Source organism: Kluyvera georgiana (assembly GCF_050990895.1).
In the GTDB taxonomy this organism is placed as follows: domain Bacteria; phylum Pseudomonadota; class Gammaproteobacteria; order Enterobacterales; family Enterobacteriaceae; genus Kluyvera; species Kluyvera georgiana.
On sequence record NZ_CP158865.1, the window covers coordinates 1,180,583 to 1,202,275 of the forward strand.

Below are 21,693 nucleotides of genomic sequence, written 5' to 3' on the forward strand. Positions count from 1 at the left end.
AATCTAGTTTTTGCATCAACGTGTTTAACCTATTCAGCCTTATAGAAAATTTCGTCTTTTTCTTCGTCGCTTTCGCTGTGAGCTAGGTCGGCAATCAGGGTTAATGCGAGCTTTAAATCTGCTGGTTTGCAGTTGGCAATCAGCGATACCTCTGCGATGAATTGCACACAAGCCCACTTTTTCTGCGTCCGGCTGAAATGTTCCCCAACCATGAAATTCCTCCACGACTATATACTGTATATTTATACAGTAGCACGTTATGGCAAAAGAGTGAAAGCAAAAAAATTAGTCACCCGTCTGTCGTATGTTCATGATGCTGCTGGAAATATCCAACCATCAGATGAGCCTCGTCACCACCTCCATTCAACACAACTTTGCCTACTTTCATCAGATGCAGAGCTTCGCCACGGCTGATAGTAATGCCGGTTGTTATGCGTACTTTGTCGATGGTTTGGTCGATGGATAATTGCTGCTCATCGGTTCCGTGGATAAATTGCGCTCGTTTTGGTGGCTTTGTTTTTTTGAGACGCTTGGTTAGTTCGCGCCTTTCATGCCGACTCAGTGGCTTTGTTAAATCCAGCATCGGTGGTTCGCTTTCGCTTCCCGTACAGTTATTGACAGAACTCCGAGGGACGGCAAAGCCGTCCTGAAGGTCAACAGCCAAATCAACGGCGCGCTTCGGAACAATCTTCCATTGCGTGAGTCGGGTTAAAATTGGGGTGCCGGCACCGACGAGAGAATCGTAAACACCACGGATGGCGACAGTTTCCTCGCCGTACTGATTAAACTCGGCGCGTGGCTCGTACAACGTACGCACCTGCAATTCATCACGGCGCACGAATGGCCCACCCTGAGCATTGACATAACCAGCCCAATCACCAGCGTCAGCCGCATCATGAACAGCAGCAAACTCAACACTGAGGCCGTGAGCGGTCTCGGTATCAGCAAGGCGGCGCAACTCGCGGTAGACGGTCACCGGCGCACCACCGATAAACTGAAACTGACGAATGTGCCACCGTGCAGCCCATGCGGAAACCGCCGGTGCAGTCTCTTTTAACAGCTCACCGCTTTCATCATCGGTTTCACCATCGAGAGCATAACCATCGATATTTTTTGAAATGTATTTTGCGACATAGCCGGTCGCGCTGCCTTTTTCCGGGTCGATAGCTTCGGCGTGAAAGCGCGCTTTTTTGGCTTTATCACTCTTCAGTTCGTGGCGGTCTTCTTCCCACGCATAATGACGAATGATGAAGCGAACACGCTCAACATCTTCAGGCAACATAAACATCAGCATGTGCCAGTGAGGGGTTGCATCATGGTGCGGCTCGGCAACACGGATCCCGAAAATACGGATATCTTCTCGGTGTAGCTTTGCCCGGATTCGCGCCCACAGGCCAGTAAGATAACTTTGCGTATCTGACGGGCTGGCACCGTTCCATTTACTGTTACGGTAACCCGCTTTAATCGTGGCGTGATATTTAGACGGCGCAGTTAGTGTGTAAAATTCTCCGACATAACCGAGCTCATTACAGATATTTTCAAACCCGCGAATGCGGGTCATGAGCTCACAACGCCGAATAGCAGGGTTAGCAACGGAACCATCATATTTTTCAATCAGGCTGATACGGTTGCCGTCTTCGTCTTCGAGCTCCAGTCCTTTGAGAAACTCACGGGTGCGGCGCTTCTGCTCGCGCCAGTCGGTAACGCAGTTTTTACTCGCATATGGGTGTTTTTTCTTACTGACATTGCCGACGGCAATTTGCAGGTGTTCGCGCCATGCCGCCGCAACGCGACGCAGACGCTGACGCCACCATGATTCGGTAAACATACGAATAACGGCAGGGGCGACGTCATCCTGATTGAAGGCTTTACGGGTCACTCGTTCCCAGTGGGGAGGGGTAACGTTGAACTGGCGCGAGATATACCCGGCGCGCATGTACCAGGTATAAAGCGTTTTGAACTCACCGAAATCACGGTCATCAATATTGGCAAGCTCACCACGAATGAAGTTCGCTATATCAGCGGCAAGCAAATCAATGTCGGCGCGCGCCATATCCGGTAAGCGGTTGTATCGAGCCACCATATTGACCATACGAGATGCCAGATACTGAACTAACTGTGTATCAAACTGACCGGCAAAAACATCAGCAGATACATTCTGGTCAATGCCAGTACATTCATATTTTTTGGCGACCAGTTCGAGGCGCGGCAATGCCTTTTTACAGAAGCTGATTAAAAAGGCATTGGCTCGCTGACTACCCTGATTTTGCTCCAGCACCGCAGCAGTGCGGTAAACGTCAAACCGCACACTCTCTGGCTGAAGAGAAAGCACTTTTCGAGCATGCAGCAAAGCCGCGAACATACGATCGCGGCGATACTGTTGGTCATAGGTCAGATATGGGCTGGCTATAGCTGACCGCGCTGCGTTCCACGGGTAAGCGTAGGTGACAGCTACCATTTATTTTTCAGGCCCATAATTAAAGGCGGTTGCACACATTCGCCCTATAAGCTCGATTTCTGATACAAGCTCATCAAGAGTGACTAACTCAGAACTGCAAATATGATGGTGAATCAGCCCATTAATAAGCTGGTTAATCTTCGGGTAATAACCGATAGTATCTAGCCACTCTTCGCCAGCTTTTTTACCGGATTTAACGATTTTCTTTTCATTCAGGATGAATTGATATTGGTCGCTGGTAATAACCCATTTGTCGCCAATGCTGATATGAATACTCATTTGATTATTTCCTTACATGGAGCGCGAGGGGCGGCGCGGAGCATGTCTTTATATCTGGTGGTTAGCGCTTCGGTTGTCCAAACATCAGATAGCTTGATGCGCGCCAGCATATCGCCAGTAGGCTCAGCGGGTACTGCTACCCAGCCATCTGGAACAATGCGAGATTTTCGGCATTCCCGAAGCTCATCTATCTCATCTAGCAGGTCAGCAATAATGTCCATTTCTCGATAGCCGATTTCGCGCTTAAACGCCGCCGCAGATTCATCACAGTCCTGTTCTGCGTTTGGACTATCGAGGTTTTCCTGATACCACGACAATGACGTTTGATAGTCTTGAGCTGCCTTGCGTAGACGTGCGCGTTTGTCTAACTGGTTATTGGTCATTTCCTTAGCCATTAGTGCAGCTCCTGAGATTCGTTTTCGTAGCGGGTGGCTTCGCGGCGCAGAAGTTCAGCCGCTTCTTTGCCGGACATATCGTTATTGGTAATGTGAACGGCCAGAGCCTCAAGACGGATTGAAACGGCTAAAGCGCGGTCTTTGCGCTCTTCTTTTTTGGCCTCTTTAAACAAGGTCGCTAATACATCATCGCCAGCACTATTCGGCGTTGATAAGAAAATAGTTCTACTCATAAAGCCTCCTGAATTTGGGCAAAAGAATGCCCGGCGGGTTTACGCCATTAATTCCTGTTGTGGGTTAATTAGGCATGGTTAGCCGTTTTGGAAATAAGCTCACCACTGCACGAAAATGATTCATCGCTGTAATCAGCGCTTTTTTCTCGTCAGTCGTCAGCTCACTTAATTCGAGCTCATGACGAGCCGCCGGTATTTTTGCCAGAAAGAAAATCGCGGCCATTGCGCGGTTATTCTCTTCAAACAGTGGATCACGTTTATCACGCATATCACGAATAAATTGCTCCACTTCTTTACAGCTATCACCCCAAAAACGGGCGCGTAATTCAGCAATATGGTTTAAACCTGCCAGCCGCTCACCGGCGGTCAGTGGCGCAGACAGTTCAGCAGCTTCGATAGCCATGATTCCCCCTGCTTTTTGGTGGATAGACCAGCCAGTAAATCAGCCTGTGAATGGCTCGGGTGCCAGCGCTTTCCGTCCTTACCTGCGATCCAGCCGTGGCCGTAGTGCATACCCGGACTTTGCTTAACGAGAAGTGATGCAAATGACGGTTCGTTAGTCAGCATAAGCCCTCACACCAAACCGAAAGTTGCGCCAATGCCGGTCACTGAATCGACAACGCTCGACATTGCCGGGTTAGCCTGTAGACGTGCATGCAGCGCCAGCGCAGACAGTGAGAGCATGCGAATACCTGCGTTTACGCTCTCAACCATGCTGTGCTTCCGGTCTGAGGTCATGCGTTCAGTCGAGACCGCACCGTTTGCCAGTTCTCCGAGTGAACTCATAGCGCGCATGACGTAGGTCTGTAATTTGTCTTTCGCCAGCTCGTTCACCGGCACACAAGGCAGACAATGAATTTGAGCCAGAAAGCCATCGACAAGGGTTGAATCTTCGGTCAGGTCAGTCAGTAACCATAATTCAGGTGGCGTAAACTGATGAGGTTGTTCTGGGTTGAGCTTGTTGCGTAATGTTTGAACATTCATCCCGGCGCGCTCTGCCAGTTTTGCCATGTTGTGCCGCTTAGCAAATGCCCGGCACGCGTTGTCATAGTGAGGATGTTTGGAAACTTGAAAATCAAACATGCGCTTTCCCTTCAAATCTTAAATAATCGAGTTTATCAAGCAGTGACATAGCGGCAGTTGAGACCTTGCGCCAGAAGGCGAGCACGAAAGGCAACCATATTTATACGCGCAGCGCCTCCGTCTTTTTTACGAGGCATGATGAGTAAGTCACCATCAGCAACCATCTGTTTTACTGTGCGAAGGCTGTATCCATAGAGTTCAGCAAATTCGTCATATGTCATGAGGTCCGCGCCGGACGGGATTGCAATTTGTGGAGTCATAAGTGATTATTCTCTGTTAAGTGTAATTACAGTGCATTGGCGTGCATTTTTCAGTTTCAAGCAGAATCTAATCTTATTTATTTAAGGTGTCAAATTGGATTTTTGCGATAATTCGGATTTTTAAGATGAAATTGGATGAACTAGAAGGTGGAAAGGCTGTGTTGCAGCGCATGCTAGACGCTTATGGTTTTACTATGCAAAAGCAGCTTGGCGATATGCATGAACTATCATCTGGCACAATCAGTACATGGGTAAGGCGAGATTATTTCCCTGGTGACGTGGTGGTAGCTTGCGCTCTGGATACCGGGGTTTCGCTGCGTTGGTTGGCTACAGGGAAGGGGAGTAAGTTCGATACCGATCACACACAAGGTAAGATGAAGACGTTAACTCGTTTTGACATCTTTGCGGGTAATTTGGTTGAAAATGAAAAATGGATTGTTGATGCATCGCTCCTCTCAGATGCGATAACGAGCCCTAAATATGTTTGTAAGGGCCAGAATTCTTGGATTGTCGATTTTGACAAGACTGATATTTCTAACGGCCGTTGGCTTCTAAGTATCGATGGTGATCATGACATCTATGACGTTGCGAGAATTCCAGGCAACAAAATTAAAGTCAGCAACTCGGGTACTGATTTCCAGTGTGCAGTATCAGAGGTAGAGTGCATTGGTCTAGTACACCTAACCCTGAGCAGAACTAACTAAAAGAATTATGGCGATAAAAAAACTAGCCTCTGGTGATTGGCTTTGTGATTTCCGTGTCGACGGGGCTGATAGTCGCCGTGTGCGAAAGAAGTTCACCACTAAAGGTGAGGCTGTTGCCTTTGAACAGTATTACCGCGAAGAGGCTCAAAATAAGCCCTGGATGGGTGAGAAGGAAGACCGTCGACGCCTTAGCGAACTGATTGAGCTCTGGCATAACCTCCACGGGCAGTCTCTGGCCGCCAGCAAATCACGATTGGCAAAATTACATATAGTTTGCCGGGGTCTTGGTGATCCAATTGCGGGTCAACTTACCGCCAAAGATTTTGCGCACTATCGCGACAAACGTCTCAAAGGCGAAATCGACAATGGCTATCACGCTAACCCTAAAAAGTGGATTGCGCAGCCTGTCACCGTAAATAGAGAGCAGCAATATCTCGAAGCCGTCTTCAATGAACTGAAGCGTTTGGGGGAGTGGAGTCTGCCAAATCCTCTCGAAGGTGTACGGGTTTTCAAAGAAGCTGAAAAAGAAATGTCCTGGCTTACTCAGCCTCAAATTCTAGAAGTGCTCGAAGCCTGTGAGTCCTACGGAAAAATCTGCTTAACTCGCATCGTGAAAGTTTGTCTGGCGACAGGTGCTCGATGGAGCGAAGCCGAACGACTTACACGTTCGCAGCTCTCCCCCTATAAGCTGACTTTTACGAAAACGAAGGGAAAGAAAAACCGTACTATTCCGATCCCTCGGTGGTTGTATGACGAATTGGCTCCTTTGCAGGGAAAAATGTTCCATCCCTGCTATCAGGAGTTCAAGAAAATGCTAGCTCTGACCGATATACAGTTGGCTGAAGGGCAAAAAACTCATGTACTACGACATACTTTTGCTAGTCATTTTATGATGAATGGTGGGAATATTCTGGTACTCCAGCGAATACTTGGACATGCGAACATTCGCGAAACGATGCGGTACGCACATTTTGCTCCAGACCATCTTGAAGAGGCTGCGGAGTTAAATCCTATCGCACGAATAAAAATATAATGGGAAATTAGATGTGACTGATATCAAATTAAAAACAAAGAAGAAAAGGCCGCGTCCTTCACTGCGAGTAACCAACGTTTCTGACTTTGTTAGGCATGTGGTTGATTGGCGTCTAGATGGATACCCTCCAACTGTTTTTCGTGGGCAGCGTCACTACGGCTGGTATTCTACACCAAAAATTTTTCGTGATGATAATGACCTATATAATAGTGAAAATTTCGCGGTGAGAGATATTGTTTCCCTACATCCAAGTGAATTCGAATCTGATAAGACTATGTTTGATAGGCTAGTCAGAATGCAACACTTCGGCTTACCAACAAGGCTACTTGATGTCACAACAAATCCACTTGTTGCACTCTGGTTTGCAACAGAACCAAGTATTGATGAAGATGAGTTTCACGGTGTGATTCAGGCTTTGTTGATCCCTCAAGATCGACAGAGATATTATGACAGCGATCGTGTGAGTTGTATGGCCAATATAGCTAATTTGACCAAAAAGCAAAAAGAAGAGCTAGCTGGTTGCGTTAAAGAGGCTGCAAGTATAGAACAATTTAATAGTGAACCTATTGTGGATACCCTTGTATTTCATATTGGGATGGAAAAAGCACATTTTAGAAAAGTCGTGAATCCGGATGACTTACTTAGACCTGTTTATGTCAAACCTAAAATGTCTAACAAGAGAATTATTGCTCAGTCGGGAGCATTCCTTTTATGGGGCGTTATAAAAGATGCTTCGAAAGCAGGAGGAAATCTGAGGCAAGACAGAATTTGGATCCATGAAGATGATAAAGTACATATTCGAAAGGAGCTTGAATTGTTAGGGATACATGAACGGACTTTATTCCCTGAAATCGATAAATCAGCCAGTTTCATTACTGATTTATATGGTGCTAGCCATAGAGGGCGGGGTGTCAGTAGTCTTTTGTAGTGTCCAGTTAATGCCCGCACTGTATGCTTATGGTCGCATCTAGTTGCACTAGAGACACAGGTAAATAACTGTTTAAAATGAATAAATACCTGTTTATCAATGGCTCTGTGTAAGAGCTGATTTACTTAACCCATTAGTGAATATTAGAGAGTAGATGATTTATGAGTCTAAATAGTGAAGATGAGAAAAGAGTTACTGAAGATGATGCTAAATTAACTGATAGAGCGAAGAAGATAAGTGGTGAGCGAAGGTTAATCTCCCTTATGGCAAAAAATCCCGGCATTATAAATATCATGGAAATGTTTTCGTGGTTCTATATTTCGTTTTTAGTTTTTATGTTTCATAAATCTCCCGGGGCCAATGCCGTGCCTTCTGAAACACCCACCTTTTCCATGTTTTTAAATATGAGTTCAGGGGTTAAATCTTTAGTTTTAGGCTTGATTCCGTTGGCATTTACGATGGTGTATCGAGTATCTCCGTTACAAATGGTTCTTAGGCGCGCTTTGTCGATTAATGACGAAGTTAGAATTAATTCTATGGCTTTTGATGTTGTGGATGATAAACCTCAAAAAACTAAATCAGATTTGGCTGAGGGGTATTTAAGCGATTTGGTTATTAGCTCCGCTAGGTTATCTAAAGATATATATAGTCGAGGTAGTCTGTATTTACTGTTTGGGGTTATATTCTCAATAGTGGGGTTGGTGTTTTTTTACTCGCAAGTTCATGCTTCTGATCCGCAATCGCCCGTAGCTAATATTTCGACGTCTAGTAGCTTCGTAAATGAACTGATTTATCTTGCTCCGAAGTTTGGTATACTTTTTTTTATTGAGTTAATATCATTTTTCTTCCTCAAGCAATATAGAGTCACAATGGATGAATTCAGATATTATGAAGCGATAAAACGCTCTCGTGAGGAAACCTTAGCAGTGGTAAAACTACTTTCAGTTAATTCTGAGAATGTCGATTACATGGCTGTTCTAGATAGATTAAAGTTTAGCTCCAATGTTGGGAGACTTGAAAGCGGGCAAACGACAGAGCTCCTGGAAGCCAGGAAATTCGACAAAGATGAATTGGATTTTTTAGCCAAAATTGCCGAGGTTGTGGCTAAGAAAGGATGATAAGCAATGCGTGATGACCACAAATTGCCCATACAGCATGTTTTTGACCGCATTTCGTTGCACTAGATATACATATAACTAACTGTTTATAATTAAAAATTTATGTATTTCAATGGTGTCAGGTAAAAGCGTCTTAACTAAGATTCGCGCAAGCGACATCCTGTTAGAAAGGGCTGGCCGAAAGGCTGGCCCTTTTTTTATCCTCAAAGGCACCATGCGTTAACATTTGGTTGTTAAATCATTTACAATGCCCTCATTCATTGGAGGGCAGTGTGAGCGGCAGAGCATTCAACATCACAGCACTGAAACAGTGGGCCGCCGGACTTGCGCTGTTGGCTATGGCGCTGATTATCTTTGCTCCGCTGATCTCTGTGTCGCTACAGCAATCGCCAATGAGCGCGATGCCCGGTATGCACCATGAAATGACGATGCCAATGCCCACTCATCATTCGATGTCGGACAGCATACCCATTGACCACGGTGAAGCCTGCGGCTACTGCGTGCTGCTGACGCATATGCCAGGCGTAATGCTGGCGCTGTGTGCACTGCTGTGCGCGTTGTTGCTGCGCGTGACGATTGTGTCGTTCCCACCTGTCGTCACCCACTGGTGCTACTTTCCCTGGCTCTTTCCTGATACCCGCGCGCCGCCGCGTTTGCCTGCTGTACCTGCTTAAAAATAATCAATGACGCCTCAGCGTCACACCACTTTTCGCATGTATGAAGGAAGAGTATGACAACCTGCACCTCGCAGGCGGCATGGGTGCACCTGCTGCGCCGCCTGCATTTTTTTATCGGTCTGTTTGTTGGGCCATTTATTTTCGTCGCGGCCCTGACTGGCACGCTGTATGTCGCCACGCCGCAGCTAGAGAACCTGCTGTATCGCGATGCGCTACACGGCACCATTGGCGGAGAGCGGCAGCCAATAGCCGTGCAGATTGCGGCTGCGGAACGCGCGTTGGATACGCCGTTGCGTTTGAGCGCCGTACGACCTGCGCTGGAAGCGGGTGAAACCACACGCGTAATGTTTGCCGATCCGGCGCTTCAGGCCTCGGAAAATCGCGCCATCTTTATTGATCCGGTGACGTTGGCGGTGAAAGGCGATATGACGGTCTACGGCACCAGCGGTATTTTACCGCTGCGTCAGTGGATTGATTATGCGCATCGATCGCTATTGCTCGGCGATACGGGGCGCTTATACAGCGAGTTGGCCGCGTCGTGGATGTGGGTAGCCGCGCTGGGGGGAATCGTTCTGTGGGCCTTTACCCGCCCTAAGCGACGGATCAAAAACCGTCTGCAAAATACGCGCCGCGTGCATGTTACTCTTGGCTGGTGTCTACTGGCGGGGATGCTGCTATTTTCCGCTACCGGCTTAACCTGGTCGCAGTGGGCCGGGGGGAACGTTGATAAGCTGCGCGCTGCTTTTGGTTGGCTGACACCGCAGGTCAATACCCAACTGCACGGTGGTGAGATGATGGCGATGGATCCTCATGCGGAGCATCGCGGCCATTCGGGCGAGATGATGCCACATGTTTCACCGGTCGCCTGGGAGCGGATCGATGCCATCCTTAACGTTGCTCAACGCGGCGGCATCGATGCCACTCATCTGGAGATCCGCCCGCCGCGCAGCGCCGATCGTGCCTGGACGGTCACTGAGATCGACCGGCGCTGGCCCACGCAGGTCGATGCCGTTGCGGTCGATCCGCACTCTCTGGCGATTATCGACTATACGCAGTTTGCTGATTTTCCGTTGATGGCAAAGCTCACGCGCTGGGGTGTTGATTTCCATATGGGGATCCTGTTCGGTTTGCCAAACCAGCTTTTGTTGATCGCCTTTGGGCTGGCGCTGTGCGTGGCGATTGTGATGGGCTATCGGCTCTGGTGGATTAAACGTCCAGCCCAGACACAGAGCAGCCCGCTGCAAACGCTGACGCAAAGCTGGCTGGCGTTGGCGCTGCCTGCACGCATTGCGACACTCGTCGTCACTGCGGCACTTGGTCTGGCGTTGCCGGTGATGGGGGCAAGTTTACTGCTGTTTGTTGCTATTGACTGGGTGCGCTGGCGTAGCAGGGTCGCGCAGGGATTATCGCGCGCAGCTGAGTAGGCGCTTAACTCAGGGTGAACGCATTGGCGTTCGCCCTTTTTTATACATCTTAATTAGGGGTGTAATTATTATTGTACACATTGGTGGCGATTATTTTGCCTTTAATAGGCTATTGTAAATAATAATTTACGGATTTTGGATTGATATCTTTACTCATTATGATATTGTGAGAGCACCTCATTGAGGAAACAACTATCGCAAACGAGCCATAACAGGTAATGCCATCATGCAAAAAGACGCGCTGAATAACGTAAATATCGCCGATGAACAGGTTTTGATCACCCCGGATCAGCTGAAAGCTGAATTCCCGCTCACCGTTGAGCAGGAAGCGCAAATCGCCCAGTCACGTAAAACGATTTCTGACATTATCTCCGGTCGCGATCCGCGTCTGCTGGTAGTGTGTGGGCCTTGCTCCATCCACGATCCTGAAGCTGCCATCGAATATGCGCGTCGATTTAAAACACTGGCGGAAGAGGTCAGCGATAGCCTCTACCTGGTGATGCGCGTCTATTTTGAAAAGCCGCGTACTACCGTCGGCTGGAAAGGGCTTATCAACGATCCGCACATGGATGGCTCGTTTGATGTGGAAGGCGGTCTGAAAATTGCTCGTCGTCTGTTGGTTGAACTGGTTAGCATGGGGCTGCCGCTGGCAACCGAAGCGCTGGATCCGAATAGCCCGCAGTACCTGGGCGATCTGTTCAGTTGGTCAGCGATTGGCGCGCGTACCACAGAATCGCAGACGCACCGTGAGATGGCTTCAGGCCTGTCGATGCCGGTGGGTTTCAAAAACGGCACCGACGGATCGCTGGCGACCGCCATCAACGCGATGCGCGCCGCGGCGATGCCGCACCGTTTCGTGGGTATCAACCAGGCCGGTCAGGTTTGCCTGCTGCGCACTCAGGGTAACCCGGATGGTCACGTAATTCTGCGCGGCGGTAAAAAGCCGAACTACGGCCCGGAAGATGTGGCGCAGTGTGAAAAAGAGATGGAACAGGCGGGACTGCGCGCATCGCTGATGGTAGATTGCAGTCATGGTAATTCCAATAAAGACTACCGTCGTCAGCCTGCGGTAGCGGAATCCGTTGTCGCACAGATCAAGGACGGTAACCGTTCCATTATTGGTCTGATGATTGAAAGCAACATTCACGAAGGCAATCAGTCTTCCGAGCAGCCGCGCTGTGATATGAAATACGGCGTATCGGTAACCGATGCATGCATCAGCTGGGAAACGACCGATGCGCTGCTGCGTGAGCTCGACAAGGATTTACGCGGCCATCTGGCGGCTCGTCTGGCGTAAGAGGATTGTATGGTTGCTGAACTGACCGCGCTGCGCGATCAAATTGATGAAGTGGATAAGGCTCTGCTGAACCTGCTGGCGAAGCGTCTGGAACTGGTGGCGGAAGTTGGCGAAGTCAAAAGCCAGTACGGCCTGCCGATTTATGTCCCGGAACGTGAGGCTTCAATGCTGGCTTCGCGTCGCAAAGAGGCCGCCGCATTAGGCGTGCCGCCTGATTTGATTGAAGATGTGCTGCGTCGCGTGATGCGCGAGTCCTACTCCAGCGAAAACGACAAAGGCTTCAAAACGCTCTGTCCGTCGCTGCGCCCGGTGGTGATTGTCGGCGGCGGCGGCCAGATGGGGCGGCTGTTTGAAAAAATGCTGACCCTGTCCGGCTATCAGGTGCGGACGCTGGAAAAAGAAGACTGGGCAAACGCGCCAGAAATGGTGGCGGATGCCGGGATGGTCATCGTCAGCGTGCCAATCCACGTCACTGAGCAGGTGATTGCAAAGCTACCGCCGCTACCGAAGGACTGTATTCTGGTGGATCTGGCCTCGGTGAAAGCCGGGCCACTGCAAGCGATGCTGTCGGTGCACTCGGGGCCCGTTGTGGGGCTGCACCCGATGTTTGGTCCGGACAGCGGCAGCCTGGCTAAACAGGTGGTGGTCTACTGCGATGGCCGCCAGCCGGAAGCCTACCAGTGGTTCCTCGAGCAGATTCAGGTCTGGGGCGCGCGTTTACATCGTATCAGCGCGGTTGAGCACGACCAGAATATGGCGTTTATCCAGGCGCTGCGTCACTTTGCGACTTTCGCCTATGGCCTGCATCTGGCGGAAGAGAATGTGCAGCTGGAACAGCTGTTGGCGCTCTCTTCACCGATCTACCGCCTGGAACTGGCGATGGTTGGCCGTCTGTTTGCTCAGGATCCGCAGCTGTACGCCGACATTATTATGTCGTCTGGTAACAATCTGGCGCTGATTAAACGTTACTACCAGCGCTTTGGCGAGGCAATTGGCCTGCTGGAGCAGGGCGATAAGCAGGCGTTTATCGACAGCTTCCGTAAGGTGGAACACTGGTTCGGCGACTACGCACAGCGTTTCCAGAGTGAGAGCCGCGTCCTGTTACGCCAGGCGAATGACAGTCGGCAGTAAACGAAAACTGTATATACTTGAAAGCCAGGGGAAATCCTCTGGCTTTTTTTATGGGATGAAGACGATGGCTGAAGCAAACCTGCTGTTTGATTACACCGGACATCTGCCGGAATGCCCGACCTGGAGCGACGCCGAGCAGGCGTTGTACTGGGCGGACATCATGGAGTGTGAAATTCACCGCTATGTACCTGCGACGGGCGACCACCAGATCTTACAGTTCCCGGAAGAGGTTGGCTGCTTTGCGCTGAGGGAGAAGGGGGGCTTTATCGTCGCGCTACGCAGCGCAATCTGGCTTGCCGATAGCCGCGGTCTGCTCCAGCATAAAATCTGCGATAACCCAAGTAATCCACAGCTGGCGCGTTTTAACGACGGCGGCACCGATCGCGATGGACGTTTTTATGCCGGTACCTTCTGGGGGCCGGGTGATTACAACGGGGCGCTGTTGGTTAGGGTGGATAACCAACTGAGGCCAAAGGTGATTCAGTGTGATATTCACGGCGCCAACGGTTTGGCATTCAGCGAGGATAAAGGCTGGATGTATACCTCCGACACGCCAAACGGCGTGATTTATCGTACGCCGCTGGACGCTGACGGCGAACCGGGAGCGCGGGAGGTGTTCCGCTTGTTTCAGGACGGTGAGGGGATCCCGGACGGCGCGGCTATCGATGAAGAAGGCTGTTACTGGAGCGCGATGTTTGACGGCTGGCGCGTGGCGCGCTTCTCGCCAACGGGGGAGCAGCTTGCGGAATATCGTCTGCCGGTGCGTTGCCCGACGATGGTCTGCTTCGGTGGCGCGGATATGCGCACGCTGTTTATTACCACCACCCGAGAGAATATGTCGGCGGATGAGGTGGCGCAGTATCCGCTTTCTGGTGCCATCTTCACCCTGCACGTTGAAGTCGCAGGGATGAAGAAGCTACCGTTTATCGAACGTTAAACCGGGTCGACCGGTACCACGTTCTCGCTTGGGTAGCAGCCCAGCACTTTCATCGAGCGGGTAATACCGGAAAGCTCTTTGAGTGCTTTTTGCATCGGCAGCGCGTCCAGGTTCGCCTGGACGTCGAGATAAAACATCTCTTCCCACGGGTTGCCGTGAATCGGGCGCGATTCGAGCTTGGTCATAATCAGGTTGTGATTACGCAATACCAGCAGCGCTTCAACCAGAGCACCGGCCTGCTGCCCGGTGGCGATCAGCAGGGTGGTTTTCGCCGGTACCTGGTCGGAGACGTTCACCGCTTTGCGCGCCAGCACCAGGAAGCGCGTGATGTTCTGCGTCTGGTTCGCCTGGCAGTGTTCCAGCACCTGCAAGCCATACAGCTTGCCGCCGGCTTCGCTACCCAGCGCCGCGACGGTTGGTGAGTTGGCCTGCGCCACTTTTTCCATTGCCGCCGAGGTGCTCTCGGTATACTCAATTTTCCACTGCGGATAATGGCTCAGGAACTGGCTGCACTGCTGGAACGGCTGCGGATGGCTGTAGACCGTTTCAATGGTGTCGAGGGTGGTCGTGCCGTTGACCAGCACGCAGTGGTCGATAGGGACCGTCATTTCGCCCACGATCGACAGACTGGTATGCTGCAGCAGGTCGTAGACGTCGTTAATGCCGCCGGAGCTGGTGTTTTCAATCGGCACCACGGCGTAGTCAGCTTGGCCGGTCTCGACCTGATTAAAGATATCGGCAAATTTCAGGCAGCCGCTTTCGATGAACTGCTCAAAGTGGCGGGCGGCATACTGGCGGGCCGCCAGATGCGAGTAGGAACCTTTCGGGCCCAGAAACGCGATACGTGCGGAGTGCGGGTTAATTTTATTCAGGTGCTGCTGGAGCAGGGTTTGCTGGGTCAGGACTGAATCTTCAATGATGAGCTGGAACAGGCGGGTGATGTAGTGCGCGTCAAGCTGGTGGGCTTTGCCCAGCGTAATCAGGCGTTCCAGCAGATCGCGCTCGCGGTCGATGTCGCGGACCGGGCGGTGAGACGCCAGCTTGGCTTTACCCACCTCAATGGCCAGGCCGCGGCGCTCGGCCAGCAGGCTCACTAATTTCTCATCAAGGGCGCTTATCTTATCGCGTATCGCCAGTAACGGATTTTCCGAAGTCATCATGTTTGCCTTTCTTGTTATCAATAAAAAAGGCCCCCCGGTGTGGGAGGCCTTATTGTTCGTCTTCGCATTCTTTATCACACGACGAAACGCCTCCCATTCAGGGGAAGGTAAAAAAGAATGCGAAGAAAAACGGTAGAAGTTTCACTATCAGGTTAAATCCTTAGCGTGATGAGGTTTTACAGTACTCGTTCTGTTTTCGTTCTGTCAATAAAAAACGCGCCCGAAGGCGCGTTGGCGATACACATTAAAGTACAAAGTTCAGTTTACTCTTCTTCAACTTCTTCTACGAAGCTTGCGTCTTTCACCGACGTTGCGGCGCGACGGGCTTCCCCTTTGTGTTGCACCTTATTGAGCTGCCGTTCCAGCTTGTTGATCAATTCGTTAATGGCGGTGTACATATCTTCATGTTTCGCACTGGCGACCAGATGCCCATTAGGGGTATTCATCGTGGCGTCCGCTACAAATCCCTGTGGCTCTTTGGACAGAATGATATGCGGGTTGATTAAGTGGGTTTGCCATTTTTCCAATTTTGCGAGACGGTCTGCGACATGCTGGCGAATAGCCGGAGTAATTTCCATTTGTTTACTGGTAATGTTCATTGTCATAAATTTTACCTCTTGTCTTTCCGTCTTGGTGATTCCAGCATACCTCGGATTTGCTTAAAATGTGTGATGAAGATCACATTATTTTGTCACTTTTTGTCAGCGCATTCATTTTGTGAGTCAAGACAGGAAGAAGTGTTTTTTTACTTGTCGATTCCGGAAAATGCAGCCATATTTGATAGGATGACCAGGCGCTAAACCGCTTCAGCAAGTCATTAAAACGAATAAAAAAACGGCAGCCATCGGGCTGCCGTTTTGCTTTCTAAGATGTTTGAATCAGGACTGAGTGCTTTTGCCGTTGGCGGCAATGATTTTCGCGACTTTATCAGCCTGCGCCGTCATCTGCATTTCGCGGTAGGCGTTTTCCATCTTCGGCAGAGCGTCGCGAGTTGCCTGAGTATCCGGGAAGTTACGCATCATGTTTTCGACGCGGTTTACGACGGCTACCCACGCGCCGCGCGCGGTGTAGTAATCAACAACGGAAAGTTCATACTTCGCCAGACGGTCTTTCAGGAAGATAAGACGTTTGTTGGCGTCGGTGACGTATTGACTGTTCGGGTAGCCGCGCACCAGCTTCGAGAAGTCGTTAAATGCGTCACGGGCGTGCTGCGGATCGCGGTCTGAACGGTCGACGCCAAAGAAGCCCTGCAGCGCGCTATCGTCCAGCGCCATGTTGGTTAAGCCGCGCATGTACATCACGTAGTCGATGTTCGGGTGCGTCGGGTTCAGACGAATGAAACGGTCAATCGCGGCCTGAGCCAGCGGCAGATCGGCATTTTTGTAGTATGCGTAGATCAGATCCAGCTGTACCTGTTGAGAATATGGCCCGAACGGATAGCGGTTATCCAACGCTTCCAGTTGCGTTATTGCCTGTTTCCAGTTACCGTCCTGCAGCTTTTGCTGAGCAGTTGCGTAGATTTCATTAGGCGGATTATCAGGAACCTCTTCCTTTGAACCAGAGCACCCCGCCAAAGCCAGGCTCAACGTGGCCGCTGCCACCAGATATTTCATGCGCGTCATGACGTTTTGACTTTCCTCAAAATGTTTATACGGGATATTCACAGTTCCTGTTCCCGATTAAGACCAGCTACAATAGCACACTATATTAAACGGCGAAGCCGTAAAAACCCAACGTTAACGAAGAAGCTGTATATGGCACAACGAGTACAACTCACCGCAACGGTGTCCGAGTCACAACTCGGTCAACGCTTAGATCAGGCTTTGGCCGAAATGTTCCCTGATTATTCGCGATCGCGCATAAAAGAGTGGATCCTCGACCAGCGCGTTCAGGTCAATGGCAAAGTTTCAGACAAGCCGAAAGAAAAAGTCATGGGTGGCGAGTCCGTCGCTATCGATGCTGAAATCGACGAAGAGATCCGCTTTGAAGCGCAGGATATCCCACTCGATATTGTATATGAAGATGATGATATCCTCGTCATCAATAAGCCGCGCGACCTGGTCGTTCACCCGGGTGCCGGTAACCCGGATGGTACGGTGCTGAATGCGCTGCTGCATTACTATCCGCCGATTGCCGATGTGCCGCGTGCGGGCATCGTCCACCGTCTGGATAAAGACACCACCGGTTTAATGGTGGTGGCCAAAACCGTTCCGGCGCAGACACGTCTGGTGGAATCGCTGCAGCTGCGCGAGATTACCCGCGAGTATGAGGCGGTGGCGATTGGTCACATGACGGCGGGCGGTACCGTTGAGGAACCGATTAGCCGTCACCCAACCAAACGTACGCACATGGCGGTTCACCCGATGGGGAAACCGGCGGTAACGCACTATCGTATTATGGAACACTTCCGTGTGCACACGCGTCTGCGGTTGCGTCTGGAAACCGGGCGTACGCACCAGATCCGCGTGCACATGGCGCACATCACCCATCCGCTGGTGGGCGATCAGGTCTATGGTGGCCGTCCGCGTCCGCCAAAAGGCGCGTCGGATGAGTTCATTTCCGTACTGCGTAAATTTGATCGCCAGGCGCTGCATGCGACTATGCTTCGTCTCTATCACCCCATTTCGGGGATTGAAATGGAATGGCATGCGCCTATCCCGCAGGATATGGTCGATTTGATTGCCGTGATGCGTGCCGACTTTGAAGAACATAAGGATGACGTAGACTGGTTATGACCAAAATCATTGTCCCGGAATGGCCGCTGCCGCAAGGCGTGGCCGCCTGTAGTTCAACGCGCGTCGGTGGCGTCAGTGAAGGCGCGTGGGATTCCCTGAATCTCGGCGCTCACTGTGGCGATAATCTCGAACACGTTGAGGAGAACCGCAAGCGTATGTTCGCGGCGGGCCAACTGCCGTCGAAACCGGTGTGGCTGGAGCAGGTGCACGGTAAAGATGTGCTGCACCTGACCGGCGAGCCTTATGCTTCGAAACGTGCGGATGCCTCTTACAGTAATACGCCCGGGACGGTGTGCGCGGTGATGACGGCGGACTGCCTTCCGGTTCTGTTTTGCAATAAAGCAGGAACGGAAGTGGCCGCGGCACATGCCGGCTGGCGCGGTTTATGCGACGGCGTGCTGGAAGAGACCGTTGCCTGCTTCAAAGACCGTCCCGAGAATATTCTTGCCTGGTTTGGCCCGGCGATTGGTCCGCAGGCTTTTGAAGTCGGCCCGGAAGTACGTGAAGCGTTTATGGCCAAAGACGCCAACGCGGTTAGGGCATTTCGTCCTGTTGGCGAAAAATATTACGCAGATATCTATCTTTTGGCGCGTCAGCGTTTAGGGAATATTGGCGTAACCGCCATCTTTGGCGGCGACCGCTGTACATTCAGCGAAAAGGATGATTTTTTCTCCTATCGCCGCGACCGTATTACGGGTCGTATGGCAAGTTTTATCTGGCTGATATAACCTATAGAATCAAGACGATCCAGAAGGCAGATATTTTTTTCTCATAGACCAGGTCATTTAACCTTGAATAATTGAGGGATGACCTCATTTAATCTCCTGTAGCAAAATTGACCTATATATGGGAGGAGTCATGCGTCTGGATCGTCTTACCAATAAATTCCAGCTTGCTCTTGCCGATGCTCAGTCACTCGCACTGGGGCACGACAACCAATTTATCGAACCTCTTCATTTAATGAGCGCCTTGCTGAATCAGGAAGGGGGCTCGGTACGTCCTTTATTAACATCCGCGGGCATTAACGCCGGCCAGCTACGCACGGCTATCGATCAGGCGCTGAGCCGTTTACCTCAGGTGGAAGGCACCGGGGGAGACGTGCAGCCGTCTCAGGATCTGATGCGCGTGTTGAATCTTTGCGACAAGCTGGCGCAAAAACGCGGCGATAACTTTATTTCGTCGGAACTGTTCGTTCTGGCGGCGCTTGAGTCTCGCGGCACTCTGACCGATCTGCTGAAAACGGCAGGCGCAACTACCGCCAATATCACTCAGGCAATTGAACAGATGCGCGGAGGTGAAAGCGTGAATGACCAGGGTGCCGAGGACCAACGTCAGGCATTGAAAAAATACACCGTCGATCTGACTGAACGCGCCGAGCAGGGCAAGCTCGACCCGGTGATCGGCCGTGATGAAGAAATTCGCCGTACCATTCAGGTACTGCAACGTCGTACTAAAAATAACCCGGTATTGATCGGTGAACCAGGCGTCGGTAAAACCGCCATTGTCGAAGGGCTGGCGCAACGTATTATCAACGGTGAAGTGCCGGAAGGCTTGAAAGGCCGCCGCGTGCTGGCGTTGGATATGGGGGCGCTGGTGGCCGGGGCGAAATACCGCGGTGAGTTTGAAGAGCGTCTGAAAGGCGTGCTGAACGATCTGGCGAAACAGGAAGGCAACGTCATCCTGTTTATCGACGAGCTGCACACCATGGTGGGCGCGGGTAAAGCCGACGGCGCGATGGATGCCGGTAACATGCTGAAACCGGCGCTGGCGCGCGGGGAACTGCACTGCGTCGGTGCGACCACGCTGGATGAATATCGTCAGTACATCGAAAAAGATGCGGCGCTGGAACGTCGCTTCCAGAAAGTGTTCGTGGCAGAGCCATCGGTGGAAGACACTATTGCGATTTTGCGCGGTCTGAAAGAGCGTTATGAACTGCATCACCATGTGCAGATCACCGACCCGGCGATTGTCGCGGCGGCGACGCTGTCTCACCGCTATATTGCTGACCGTCAGCTGCCGGATAAAGCCATCGACCTTATCGATGAAGCGGCCTCCAGCATTCGTATGCAGATCGACTCGAAGCCGGAAGAGCTCGACCGTCTCGATCGCCGTATCATTCAGTTGAAGCTGGAACAGCAGGCGCTGATGAAAGAGTCTGACGAGGCGAGTAAGAAACGTCTCGACATGCTGAACGACGAGCTGAGCGATAAAGAGCGTCAATATTCTGAGTTAGAAGAAGAGTGGAAAGCGGAGAAAGCGTCGCTCTCGGGTACGCAAACTATTAAAGCGGAGCTGGAGCAGGCGAAAATCGCCATTGAACAGGCGCGTCGTGTCGGTGACCTGGCGCGTATGTCCGAGCTGCAGTACGGCAAAATTCCGGAACTGGAAAAACAGTTGGAAGCGGCGACCCAGTCCGAAGGCAAAACCATGCGCCTGTTACGTAATAAAGTGACGGATGCGGAGATTGCCGAAGTGCTGGCGCGCTGGACAGGTATTCCGGTGGCCCGCATGCTGGAGGGCGAGCGTGAGAAACTGCTGCGTATGGAGCAGGATCTGCATAGCCGCGTGATTGGGCAGAACGAAGCGGTTGAAGCGGTATCAAATGCGATCCGTCGTAGCCGGGCTGGTCTGTCTGACCCGAACCGTCCGATTGGTTCATTCCTGTTCCTGGGGCCAACCGGGGTAGGTAAAACCGAACTGTGTAAAGCGCTGGCTAACTTTATGTTCGACAGCGATGACGCGATGGTGCGTATCGACATGTCCGAGTTTATGGAGAAACACTCCGTGTCTCGTCTGGTCGGTGCGCCTCCGGGATATGTCGGTTATGAAGAGGGCGGCTATCTGACGGAAGCGGTTCGTCGTCGTCCTTACTCGGTCATCCTGCTGGATGAAGTCGAGAAAGCGCATCCGGATGTGTTCAACATTCTGCTGCAGGTGCTGGACGACGGTCGTCTGACTGACGGGCAGGGGAGAACGGTCGACTTCCGTAACACGGTGGTCATCATGACCTCTAACCTCGGTTCTGACCTGATTCAGGAACGCTTCGGTGAACTGGACTACGGGCATATGAAAGATCTGGTACTGGGCGTGGTCAGCCACAGCTTCCGTCCAGAGTTCATCAACCGTATTGATGAAGTGGTTGTTTTCCATCCGTTAGGTGAAAAACACATTGCGTCGATTGCGCAGATTCAGCTGCAGCGTTTGTACAAACGTCTGGAAGAACGTGGCTATGAAACACAGATCTCCGACGAGGCTTTGCAACTGCTGAGTAAGAATGGTTACGATCCGGTGTATGGTGCGCGTCCACTCAAACGTGCTATCCAGCAGCAGATCGAGAACCCGCTGGCACAGCAAATCTTGTCTGGCGAGTTGTTGCCGGGTAAAACCATTCGGCTGGAAGTGAAAGACGACCAGATTGTGGCAGTGCAGTAAGTCACAAAAAGAAGAAAACGAGCCCTACGGGGCTCGTTTTTGTTTAAAAACCAGGCGAAAATAAGAGGGTTGTATGAAAAATAGCCGAACGAAAAGTTTTTTCTATTTTATGCTTGCGGCTTCTCATTTTCTCCCTATAATGCGCCTCCACTGACACGGAACAACGGCAAACAAGCCGCCGGGTTAGCGAGGTTCTCCTGAGAACTTCGGCGAAGAAAGCGAAAATAAACTCTTGACTTCGTGGCTGGGTGGCGTATTATGCACACCCCGCGCCGCTGAGAAAAAGCGAAGCGGCACTGCTCTTTAACAATTTATCAGACAATCTGTGTGGGCACTCGAAGATACGGATTCTTAAACGTCGCAAGACGAAAAATGAATACCAAGTCTCTGAGTGAACACGTAATTCATT

Annotated in this window: 24 protein-coding genes, 1 pseudogene and 1 other annotated feature; of the genes and pseudogenes, 12 read left to right on the top strand and 13 right to left on the bottom strand. The window is 51.1% G+C overall.

Going from position 1 to position 21,693, the window contains the following annotated elements:
- Positions 1-29: 29 nt before the first annotated feature.
- The 9 genes and pseudogenes from ABTW00_RS05655 to ABTW00_RS05695 form a co-directional block, all read right to left on the bottom strand.
- Positions 30-212 (bottom strand): hypothetical protein, encoded by a 183-nt coding sequence (locus tag ABTW00_RS05655; RefSeq protein ID WP_433639467.1) that lies wholly within the window; start codon positions 210-212, stop codon positions 30-32.
- A gap of 96 nt (positions 213-308) precedes the next feature.
- Positions 309-2,458, bottom strand: a pseudogene (locus ABTW00_RS05660) (replication endonuclease).
- Positions 2,459-2,737 (bottom strand): DUF5405 family protein, encoded by a 279-nt coding sequence (locus ABTW00_RS05665; protein ID WP_110140841.1) that lies wholly within the window; start codon positions 2,735-2,737, stop codon positions 2,459-2,461. It lies immediately after the preceding pseudogene.
- Positions 2,734-3,120, bottom strand: coding sequence for a hypothetical protein (locus tag ABTW00_RS05670; RefSeq protein ID WP_433640936.1), 387 nt, complete (start codon positions 3,118-3,120; stop codon positions 2,734-2,736). The genes ABTW00_RS05665 and ABTW00_RS05670 overlap by 4 nt, the downstream gene beginning before the upstream one ends.
- Before the next feature lie 11 nt (positions 3,121-3,131).
- Entirely contained in the window at positions 3,132-3,365 is a 234-nt protein-coding gene (locus ABTW00_RS05675; protein WP_110140839.1) for a DUF2732 family protein, read from the bottom strand.
- A gap of 64 nt (positions 3,366-3,429) precedes the next feature.
- Complete coding sequence (locus ABTW00_RS05680; RefSeq protein WP_433639470.1) at positions 3,430-3,768, bottom strand: DUF5347 domain-containing protein; 339 nt, start codon at positions 3,766-3,768, stop codon at positions 3,430-3,432.
- Positions 3,732-3,932 (bottom strand): phage filamentation protein Fil family protein, encoded by a 201-nt coding sequence (locus tag ABTW00_RS05685; RefSeq protein WP_433639472.1) that lies wholly within the window; start codon positions 3,930-3,932, stop codon positions 3,732-3,734. Before ABTW00_RS05685 ends, ABTW00_RS05680 begins: the two co-directional genes overlap by 37 nt.
- A gap of 6 nt (positions 3,933-3,938) precedes the next feature.
- The gene (locus ABTW00_RS05690) at positions 3,939-4,448 is read right to left on the bottom strand and encodes a phage regulatory CII family protein (RefSeq protein ID WP_433639474.1); all 510 of its coding nucleotides are present in this window, start codon (positions 4,446-4,448) and stop codon (positions 3,939-3,941) included.
- 35 nt (positions 4,449-4,483) lie between these two features.
- Entirely contained in the window at positions 4,484-4,708 is a 225-nt protein-coding gene (locus tag ABTW00_RS05695; RefSeq protein WP_433639477.1) for a hypothetical protein, read from the bottom strand.
- Positions 4,709-4,833: 125 nt separating this feature from the next.
- Between ABTW00_RS05695 and ABTW00_RS05700 the strand changes: the two genes are divergently transcribed.
- From ABTW00_RS05700 to ABTW00_RS05740, 9 genes are all read left to right on the top strand, one after another.
- On the top strand, positions 4,834-5,412 hold the full coding sequence (locus ABTW00_RS05700) for a phage repressor protein CI (RefSeq protein WP_433639479.1): 579 nt from the start codon (positions 4,834-4,836) through the stop codon (positions 5,410-5,412).
- 7 nt (positions 5,413-5,419) lie between these two features.
- The gene (locus ABTW00_RS05705) at positions 5,420-6,445 is read left to right on the top strand and encodes a phage integrase (RefSeq protein ID WP_433639481.1); all 1,026 of its coding nucleotides are present in this window, start codon (positions 5,420-5,422) and stop codon (positions 6,443-6,445) included.
- A gap of 13 nt (positions 6,446-6,458) precedes the next feature.
- A complete protein-coding gene (locus ABTW00_RS05710) occupies positions 6,459-7,373 on the top strand; it encodes an FRG domain-containing protein (RefSeq protein ID WP_433639484.1) in 915 nt (304 codons plus the stop codon).
- A gap of 161 nt (positions 7,374-7,534) precedes the next feature.
- The gene (locus ABTW00_RS05715; protein ID WP_433639486.1) at positions 7,535-8,491 is read left to right on the top strand and encodes a hypothetical protein; all 957 of its coding nucleotides are present in this window, start codon (positions 7,535-7,537) and stop codon (positions 8,489-8,491) included.
- A gap of 338 nt (positions 8,492-8,829) precedes the next feature.
- Positions 8,830-9,165, top strand: a complete 336-nt coding sequence (locus tag ABTW00_RS05720) for a DUF2946 domain-containing protein (RefSeq protein WP_077248619.1) — start codon at positions 8,830-8,832, stop codon at positions 9,163-9,165.
- Between the two features lie 56 nt (positions 9,166-9,221).
- On the top strand, positions 9,222-10,592 hold the full coding sequence (locus tag ABTW00_RS05725; RefSeq protein WP_433639488.1) for a PepSY-associated TM helix domain-containing protein: 1,371 nt from the start codon (positions 9,222-9,224) through the stop codon (positions 10,590-10,592).
- Positions 10,593-10,818: 226 nt separating this feature from the next.
- On the top strand, positions 10,819-11,889 hold the full coding sequence (aroF, locus tag ABTW00_RS05730; protein ID WP_064543372.1) for a 3-deoxy-7-phosphoheptulonate synthase AroF: 1,071 nt from the start codon (positions 10,819-10,821) through the stop codon (positions 11,887-11,889).
- 9 nt (positions 11,890-11,898) lie between these two features.
- Positions 11,899-13,020 carry a bifunctional chorismate mutase/prephenate dehydrogenase gene (gene tyrA / locus ABTW00_RS05735; RefSeq protein ID WP_064543374.1) on the top strand — a complete coding sequence of 374 codons (1,122 nt, stop codon included), beginning with the start codon at positions 11,899-11,901 and terminating at the stop codon, positions 13,018-13,020.
- A gap of 64 nt (positions 13,021-13,084) precedes the next feature.
- Positions 13,085-13,957 (top strand): SMP-30/gluconolactonase/LRE family protein, encoded by an 873-nt coding sequence (locus ABTW00_RS05740; RefSeq protein WP_064543388.1) that lies wholly within the window; start codon positions 13,085-13,087, stop codon positions 13,955-13,957.
- Here ABTW00_RS05740 and pheA read toward each other — a convergent pair.
- From pheA to bamD, 4 genes are all read right to left on the bottom strand, one after another.
- Entirely contained in the window at positions 13,954-15,114 is a 1,161-nt protein-coding gene (gene pheA / locus ABTW00_RS05745) for a bifunctional chorismate mutase/prephenate dehydratase (RefSeq protein WP_271447767.1), read from the bottom strand. The genes ABTW00_RS05740 and pheA overlap by 4 nt on opposite strands.
- Positions 15,115-15,137: 23 nt before the next feature.
- Positions 15,138-15,263 (bottom strand) — a sequence feature (Phe leader region).
- Positions 15,215-15,262, bottom strand: a complete 48-nt coding sequence (pheL, locus tag ABTW00_RS05750) for a pheA operon leader peptide PheL (protein WP_121497579.1) — start codon at positions 15,260-15,262, stop codon at positions 15,215-15,217. (Overlaps the previous feature by 48 nt.)
- A gap of 117 nt (positions 15,264-15,380) precedes the next feature.
- Positions 15,381-15,722, bottom strand: a complete 342-nt coding sequence (gene raiA, locus ABTW00_RS05755; protein WP_064543378.1) for a ribosome-associated translation inhibitor RaiA — start codon at positions 15,720-15,722, stop codon at positions 15,381-15,383.
- A gap of 273 nt (positions 15,723-15,995) precedes the next feature.
- Positions 15,996-16,739, bottom strand: coding sequence for an outer membrane protein assembly factor BamD (bamD, locus tag ABTW00_RS05760; protein WP_064543397.1), 744 nt, complete (start codon positions 16,737-16,739; stop codon positions 15,996-15,998).
- A 132-nt stretch (positions 16,740-16,871) separates the two neighbouring features.
- On the opposite strand from bamD, the gene rluD reads away from it, so the two are divergent.
- The 3 genes from rluD (at position 16,872) to clpB (ending at position 21,284) form a co-directional block, all read left to right on the top strand.
- Positions 16,872-17,852, top strand: coding sequence for a 23S rRNA pseudouridine(1911/1915/1917) synthase RluD (gene rluD, locus ABTW00_RS05765; RefSeq protein WP_064543380.1), 981 nt, complete (start codon positions 16,872-16,874; stop codon positions 17,850-17,852).
- Positions 17,849-18,580, top strand: a complete 732-nt coding sequence (gene yfiH, locus ABTW00_RS05770) for a purine nucleoside phosphorylase YfiH (protein WP_064543382.1) — start codon at positions 17,849-17,851, stop codon at positions 18,578-18,580. The genes rluD and yfiH overlap by 4 nt, the downstream gene beginning before the upstream one ends.
- A gap of 130 nt (positions 18,581-18,710) precedes the next feature.
- The gene (clpB, locus tag ABTW00_RS05775; RefSeq protein WP_064543384.1) at positions 18,711-21,284 is read left to right on the top strand and encodes an ATP-dependent chaperone ClpB; all 2,574 of its coding nucleotides are present in this window, start codon (positions 18,711-18,713) and stop codon (positions 21,282-21,284) included.
- Positions 21,285-21,693: the final 409 nt, after the last annotated feature.